The following is a 7,192-nucleotide window of genomic DNA, read 5'->3' on the forward strand; positions in this document are numbered from 1 at the left end:
AATAAGGCTCGTCACCTTGGGTTAATGCAATTTCATACCAGTACTTTGCTTGCTAGCATAGTGCATAATTTAAAAACTGCCCTAGGCTTGAAGCGAAAATATGGGGTCGCTTAGGGTTATTGTGTCTGTTGGTTGGTAAAACTAGCCAATAGACGTTAATTTACGGCAATTTAGGAGGCTTTTATGCCAATTCGGTGACTTTCTTCACTTCTTTAACACCAATTCCAGTTTTTAGTTGAGTTTGAAATTGGTGTCGAGAGACGGTCGCTGGTTTGTGCAAAGGTCTCTATAATTTTTTTAGCAGGTTTATTTGGTGGTAAATATGGCAAAACAGTGAAGACATGACGGCAGCAACACAGTATAAAGACTATCGAAAAACAACGACAGGTTTGAACAGCCAAACATCATTGCGCAAGCAGGCGGCGTACCCGTGATGAGCAAGTCAGGGCATTCATTTATCAAACAAATCATGCGCGAGCACAACGCGGTCTATGGTGGTGAAATGTCCGCGCACCATTATTTCCGCGACTTTAACTACTGTGACATGATTCCATGGCTATTGGTCATTGAGCTACTGTCTAAATCGGGCAAATCTTTAATATTTTTTAATGTTTTTGATTTTTTCATTATAAAGCTCCTTCAATATTTAATATTCCATAATAATATGCCTTCTCTGCACACGACAAAAAAATAAAAAAGTCTGATAAAACAAGGCATAATAGTAATTTTTTCGACGAATTAAACCATGTCAAATCTTATCAGACTTGAAAGTATATTAGCCCAAAACCTAAAGCTACACAAGGCAAAAATCAACTGCATCAGCCAAATGATAATAGGTTTGATAACCGCCCAAAGTAGCAACCTAAAAAAGATAGCAAAGTACTTTCCCAGTGCCAGTCAAACCGACAGCAACTACCGACGCATACAACGGTTTTTAGCAGAAACCGAAATTGACGAACACCAAATAGCCAGCCTTATTTACAACCTATTTGGGCTAGATAAAGTTACCTTAACCATTGACCGAACCAATTGGAAATGAGGCAAAAAGAACATCAACATCTTTATGCTAGCCGCCGTACATCACGGCATTGCCATTCCCCTATACTGGACAATGCTAGATAAACGGGACAACTCAAGTACCTTAGAGCGAACCGAATTGATTGAAAAATTCATTCACAACTTTGGCAAAGACAAAATCGTAAAAATACTCGCTGATAGAGAGTTTGTCGGCAAAGCGTGGTTTAACTGGTTTACCACAGAGCATTTAAAATTTGCTATACGCATTAAAAAAGACAGCAAAGTTTTTAACAGCAACGGTGAAAGCGTACAAATACACACCCTGTTTCACAACCTAAGCCAACAGCAAACGTATCATCATGACCGAACTTTAATGGTTGATGACTGCTCTGTTAAGGTATCCGCCAAGCTTGATAGCGACAACGATTATGTGATTGTGGCGACCAATGATTTTGACGATGATGATGCGATGGCAACTTATGCCAAGCGTTGGCAGATTGAAACGCTGTTTTCTTGTTTTAAAGGACGTGGCTTTAATCTTGAGGACACGCATTTAACCATACAAGATAGGGTAAGTAAACTTGTTGCTATCACCGCTTTAGCCTTTTGTTGGGCATATCAAGCAGGTTTAGTAAAGCTAAGCGAAAAACCCAATCATTATAAACGTCGCCCTAAAGCCAATGGTCGCCCTCAAACGAGTATTTTCGCTATTGGGCTTGATTGCTTGATTGATGGCTTTGGACGGTTTATTATCAGTAGGGATTATGCCATATTCAATCAATTGCTTCGTTTTTTATCTGGTAAGTATTTGCCAAATTTAGTTTAGTGTTCCTGTCGTGTGCAGAGTGATTTTTTAGAGAAATTTTGGTTTGATATTAAAAATTGATAAATTAAATTTACTCAAGTAACTATTTTAATCTACTAAAGACAGGGTTTTAAGGTCGGGGTCACTTTAAAAAATGGTAAAAAATGCGTGGTCACGAAATGGTCACGTTTTGGTCACGGTCTAAAATTTTGCAAAAATTTGATTAGTTAAATTAACAAAGCATTTTTAGCAAAAAAGAGAGTCGGCTAGCTCGAAAGCCTTGATAATAGCGAGATTACAAGCAATAAAAAAGCCTAACTGTTAAGTTAGGCTTTTTAGAATTTGGAGCGGGAAACGAGATTCGAACTCGCGACCCCGACCTTGGCAAGGTCGTGCTCTACCAACTGAGCTATTCCCGCATATGTTAGACGTTTTAGCTAATGTTTTGTGATTTGCTATCGCGTCGTTGTGGATGGGTATTATAAGGATTTTTGAGCACCCGTCAAGCATTTTTTGCATTTTTTTCTAAAAATTTTTGCTCAATGCTTTTTTTGGGTCAAATTTCGATGATTAGTAGACCTCGGTTACTTAATCATAGCATTTTTTTGCTAAATTTTGACCCAGTTTATGTTTATAATCACCAACAACACATGCAGCGCGTTAGGCGTGACCTCATAAGCTAATTTGGCAATTTAAATGATAAGGCTGTCTATGAAGCATAAAATTTCCACTTGGGTGCTGGGTGCAACACTTGCTGCTAGCAGTGTGTTGGTTGGCTGTGCTAGCACCACCAATACAGGTGCTATCGGTATTGACCGTAATCAGCTGTTGTTGGTGTCAAACGCTGAAGTTCAGCAGCTGGCAGCGCAAAGCTTTAATGAAACCGTGGGCAAAGCGCGACAAGCAGGCAAGCTTGATACCAACCCTGCGCAGGTCAATCGCTTAAAGCGCATTGCTAGCCGCTTGATCGGGCAGGTGGGGGTGTATCGCCCTGATGCGCAAAATTGGGCTTGGGAGGTGCATACTATCCAAAGCAATACCATCAACGCCTATGTGTTGCCAGGTGGTAAAATCATGTTTTATACGGGTATTATTGACCGTTTGAATTTGACCGATGATGAAATTGCGGCGATCATGGGGCATGAGATGGCGCATGCACTGCGCGAGCATACGCGCGAAAAACTCTCTCAGCAGATGGCGACTCAACTTGGCTTGGGTGTGGTAACCAGCCGTTTTGGTTTATCACAAGGGCAAGCCCAACTGGCAGGGTACGCCAGTGAGTTGGGGTTAGCATTACCCAATAGCCGCCAAATGGAGTCTGAAGCCGATGTCATGGGCTTAGAATTGATGGCACGTGCAGGCTACAACCCACAGGCGGCGGTGAGCTTGTGGCGCAAGATGCAGCAAGTAGATGGACGCGGTGAGCCACCACAGTTTTTGAGCACCCACCCTGCCAGCGCGACGCGTATCAATAACTTGCAAGCTTTGATGCCGCGTGTGATGCCATTGTATCAACAAACCCAAGCACAGATGTTGCGCCGCTAGCGACTGCTTGCCATTTGACAACCTAAAAGCCTGCTTTTGTAGTGGGCTTTTTTTATTCATAATGATTGATATTTAACTGAGGTGTTTGATCTGATGGAATTTTTGAACGCGCAGCTTACTACTATTGTTTTGTTGATATTGCTGGCATGTGGGCTGTTGGTGCACAATCCGACGATTTGGGTCAGCGCGGCTTTGTTGCTGCTGCTTAAAATGCTGCCATTTAATCAGCCAGTATTTGCTTATATCCAACAATATGGGCTCAACGCAGGTGTGTTTGTGCTGACGTTGGCGATTTTGGCGCCGATTGCCAGCGGTAAAATCAGCAGTCAAGCCATTTTGCAGTCATTCACCAGTTGGCAATCTATCTTGGCGATTGGTGTGGGGTTGTTGGTGACGTGGCTGGGGGCGCGCGGTGTGCGCTTGATGAGTGCTGACCCCAATGTGGTAACAAGCCTGATGATTGGCACGGTGGCAGGTGTGGTGCTGTTTCGCGGTGTTGCGGTTGGGCCGTTGATTGCGGCAGGGATTTTGTCGTTGTTGTTGTGGTCAAAGCAATGATGGCAAAATTGGCACGATCAGTTAAACACTTGGCAATTTTAGCGTTTTAACCACATGCATTTGGCACTATGGCAAGGCAAAAATCGGTGCTAAAATAACGTTTTAACATCCAATTTAGTTGGTTATTTGGACACTATCATGACCTCACCTACCCCATTAGCCGATGCCTTGCACACGCGTGTGCAAGCTTTGTCCCCAAGTTATGTTGAAGTCATCAATGAGTCGCGCCAACACGCAGGCTATTTTGATGGCAAAGAGAGCCATTTTAAACTGGTGTTGGTGTCAGATGCGTTTGCAGGCAAGCGTCTGGTGCAGCGGCATCAGTTGGTGTATGGTTTGGTCAATGATTTGTTGGTGCAAGGCGGCGGCACGATTCATGCGTTGGCGTTGCACACCTATACGCCCGATGAATGGCAAGCCCAAACCCACGCCCCTGCCAGCCCACAATGCGCAGGGCAAAACCGCTAAGCCTGTGTAGCAAACCATTTTTTCATGTGAGGAATTTTTATGAAGCATGTACATATGCTGTTTGCGTTTTTGACGATCGCGCTGTTTTTGTACCAGTTTGGGCTGGTGTATGGCGGTCGGGTAGCAGCTCTTAACCGACGCGGTTTAAAAATCGGTAGCCATGTGCTATATACGCTGCTGCTGATTAGTGGCGTTGTTACTGTCATGCCTGTGGCACAAGCCATTGGCGTGCCGCATTGGGTATGGGCAAAAATCGCGCTGTGGGTGGTGGCAATAGTAGCAACCGTGGTGGCATTGCGCCAAGCCCGTGTCGCGCCAAGTGCCACGACCACCGCTGTTGTACCTGCTTCAGCAAAGGGCTTGATGTTGGTTGCGCTACTGGCTTATTTGGGCATTGTTGGTTTGGCGTTTAGCAAGCCGATGTTGTAGCCATATTTTTTTTAAACCCAAAGTTTAGTTTAAAACCAAGAGTCTAGCCGATGAAATTTTTATACCTTGTGTCTTGTGTGGTTGGTACGGCAATATTGGGCGTAACGGGCTGTGCCACCACGCCTAAGCCCAGCTATGTGTCGCCCAATCAATACCAAAACTATGACTGTGGCAAGCTCAATATCGAATACAACCGCTTGATGCAATACATCAGCACCGCCAGCAGCCAGCACAATGGCTTGACAGTATCGGGTGTTGGGCTGGGGATCGGCATTGGACGCGGCGGCGTGTATCCAAATGTCAATATCGGCTTGGGACAAACCACTGGCGGTCATCGCAATAACTTGGCGATTGCAATGGGTGAGCGCGAGGCAATCGTCCAAGCGGCACGCATGCAACACTGCGCGTTTGCCAATGGCGTAAAGCTGTATGGTGAACGCTAAACCGTTTTTGTTGAGCCGCCTAAGCGATTTTTAGCCACCAAGCCATGCTCGCCTGTTAAAGCAGCGGTGATCTGCCATTCTTCTTGCAACAGGCGCAGCACATGCGCCGTCCCAAGCGCGCCTGCCAACGCAAGTCCATAAATCACAAGTCGCCCAACACCCACCATATCCGCACCCAATGCGCGTAACTTGGCAATATCGCTACCCGACATCACACCACCATCAGCAAGTAAGATAACCCCAGTTCGACATAAGCCACAGCCTAACTCATTGAAAGCTATCACAAACTAAGCAACCTGCGGTAAAGAATGCCCAATCAGCACATTCTTTAGCGTAGGTTTCTTGGCTTGGTGGCAATAAGCAATCAGCCCTGCCAATAAATTAGCCATAAACCCAGCAGAGCTACGATGTCTTGAATGCTCAATATGGCAAATGTTCTTTAACTCATCAAACACCGTCTCAATCAAGAAACGGCGTTTGAGCAATCGCTTATCTAACCAAGCAATGTCCTTAGCTTTCATGTTCTTTTTGACATTGGTAATCAGCTCAACGTCCAAATGCTCATCCAGCCAAGCAGTTAGGGATTTATCAATATAGCCTTTATCACCAAACAGTTTACCAAATACGGTCATATCGCACAGTTGTTTCACAGGTTTTCTGTCATCCACATTGCCTGCTGTGACGGTGAGATTGACAAGCTCACCTTGGTCATTGATGATGACGTGCAGTTTAAAGCCATAAAACCAGCCCATGCTGCTTTTGCCGCGTGCGGCAGTGTCGGCAAAGACTTTGTGGCGTTTGATACGGTGGTTGTCACACATGGGATGTACGGCTCTTTCCATCAGTTCTACCATTCTGTTGTAGCTTGGTAGTCTTGGAAAGGCACTTTTTAGCCATTGACACAGATAGCCATAGTAAAATGCTTTAAATTCTCGGTATCTGATTTGATGAAATAGTACCATGATGGTGATGATTTCTGCTAAACTGATGCAGCATGGTTTGTTTCGGGTCTTTTTACTGCTTTTTCGCTTTGGCGTTAGCATTTTCTTCTGTTGCTCGGCTGTGTAGGTTTTGCAGTAGTCGTCTATGTGGCAGTAAAGTTCTTCGAGATTGTCCATGTAAGAAGTCCTGGTTAAAGGTGTTTGTGGTGAACTTACTTTAGCATGTTGGACTTCTTTTTTTTGCCTTTTCTTATGTCGAATTCGGGTTATGATAAATGGATAATGATATCATAACATTAATATGTCGGGTTACTTAACATTTTAATAATGGCTTAATTTAACGTATTAAGCCATTTTTTATTGTGCTGTTGGATGTTAAGTTACGGTATTGTTCTGGCTTCATCATTTTGTCACACAATCTTTTTAAGCTATGCCGTTATCGGTATAAAATTAACCCAATCTTAACATTAGACGTAAAAAACGTAAAAAGGTGCTATGATGAAACTACGATTTCTAACCCTAGCCGTGGTCGGCGTACTGTCTTTGGCCGCATGTAACGACGATGACAACGACACCAAAATCGTTGCCGTCAATTCACCAACGCAGCCAACCACCCCAAGCGTCACGCCCACGCAGCCCAATACCCAGCCGACCACACCAACCGTCATCGAGACCTATTACCAAACCAAAACTCCTTATCAAGCTCCCAAAGATATCGCCAATTTGCCAGCCGCACCTACAGGCTACGTGCCTGTTTATACTCAATTGCTGGCGCGTCATGGCTCACGCGGCTTGTCGAGCATCAAATATGACTTGGTGGTATACCGTATGTGGCAACAGGCCAAAGCTGATGGTGCATTGACCGAACTTGGCGAAAAACTTGGCGATGATGTACTTGCTATCATGCAAGCCAATTTCTTTTTGGGACAAAACGTTGATGGTGTGAGCTTTGATGCCAAAAAAGGTGGCTACGGCAACGAAACCCA

At 44.5% G+C, this 7,192-nt stretch carries 8 protein-coding genes, 1 tRNA gene and 3 pseudogenes; 9 read left to right on the forward strand and 3 right to left on the reverse strand.

Annotated elements, in window-relative coordinates; genetic code table 11:
* From AC5L4R_RS10305 to AC5L4R_RS10315, 3 genes and pseudogenes are all read left to right on the forward strand, one after another.
* Positions 1-114, forward strand: a pseudogene (locus tag AC5L4R_RS10305) (IS5/IS1182 family transposase); the annotation flags it as partial.
* 298 nt (positions 115-412) lie between these two features.
* A pseudogene (locus AC5L4R_RS10310) lies at positions 413-598 on the forward strand (phosphomannomutase CpsG); the annotation flags it as partial.
* Between the two features lie 453 nt (positions 599-1,051).
* Positions 1,052-1,843, forward strand: coding sequence for an IS4 family transposase (locus AC5L4R_RS10315; RefSeq protein ID WP_494473779.1), 792 nt, complete (start codon positions 1,052-1,054; stop codon positions 1,841-1,843).
* A gap of 322 nt (positions 1,844-2,165) precedes the next feature.
* Here AC5L4R_RS10315 and AC5L4R_RS10320 read toward each other — a convergent pair.
* A tRNA-Gly gene (locus AC5L4R_RS10320) sits at positions 2,166-2,241 on the reverse strand.
* A gap of 292 nt (positions 2,242-2,533) precedes the next feature.
* Here AC5L4R_RS10320 and AC5L4R_RS10325 point away from each other — a divergent pair.
* From AC5L4R_RS10325 to AC5L4R_RS10345, 5 genes are all read left to right on the forward strand, one after another.
* Complete coding sequence (locus AC5L4R_RS10325) at positions 2,534-3,367, forward strand: M48 family metallopeptidase (RefSeq protein ID WP_290000001.1); 834 nt, start codon at positions 2,534-2,536, stop codon at positions 3,365-3,367.
* Between the two features lie 93 nt (positions 3,368-3,460).
* The gene (locus AC5L4R_RS10330; RefSeq protein WP_067059247.1) at positions 3,461-3,925 is read left to right on the forward strand and encodes a DUF441 domain-containing protein; all 465 of its coding nucleotides are present in this window, start codon (positions 3,461-3,463) and stop codon (positions 3,923-3,925) included.
* A gap of 138 nt (positions 3,926-4,063) precedes the next feature.
* Positions 4,064-4,393, forward strand: a complete 330-nt coding sequence (locus tag AC5L4R_RS10335) for a BolA family protein (protein ID WP_494473775.1) — start codon at positions 4,064-4,066, stop codon at positions 4,391-4,393.
* Positions 4,394-4,432: 39 nt separating this feature from the next.
* Complete coding sequence (locus AC5L4R_RS10340; protein ID WP_494473776.1) at positions 4,433-4,822, forward strand: SirB2 family protein; 390 nt, start codon at positions 4,433-4,435, stop codon at positions 4,820-4,822.
* A gap of 50 nt (positions 4,823-4,872) precedes the next feature.
* Positions 4,873-5,265 (forward strand): hypothetical protein, encoded by a 393-nt coding sequence (locus tag AC5L4R_RS10345; RefSeq protein WP_067238253.1) that lies wholly within the window; start codon positions 4,873-4,875, stop codon positions 5,263-5,265.
* Here AC5L4R_RS10345 and AC5L4R_RS10350 read toward each other — a convergent pair.
* Positions 5,262-5,549 carry an alpha-hydroxy-acid oxidizing protein gene (locus AC5L4R_RS10350; protein WP_494473777.1) on the reverse strand — a complete coding sequence of 96 codons (288 nt, stop codon included), beginning with the start codon at positions 5,547-5,549 and terminating at the stop codon, positions 5,262-5,264. The two genes, AC5L4R_RS10345 and AC5L4R_RS10350, sit on opposite strands and share 4 nt — an antisense overlap.
* A gap of 3 nt (positions 5,550-5,552) precedes the next feature.
* The gene (locus AC5L4R_RS10355) at positions 5,553-6,383 is read right to left on the reverse strand and encodes an IS982 family transposase (RefSeq protein WP_494473778.1); all 831 of its coding nucleotides are present in this window, start codon (positions 6,381-6,383) and stop codon (positions 5,553-5,555) included.
* Positions 6,384-6,704: 321 nt separating this feature from the next.
* Between AC5L4R_RS10355 and AC5L4R_RS10360 the strand changes: the two are divergent.
* Positions 6,705-7,192, forward strand: a pseudogene (locus AC5L4R_RS10360) (hypothetical protein); the annotation flags it as partial.

The sequence above is a fragment of the Faucicola sp. SE7633 genome (assembly GCF_059264685.1).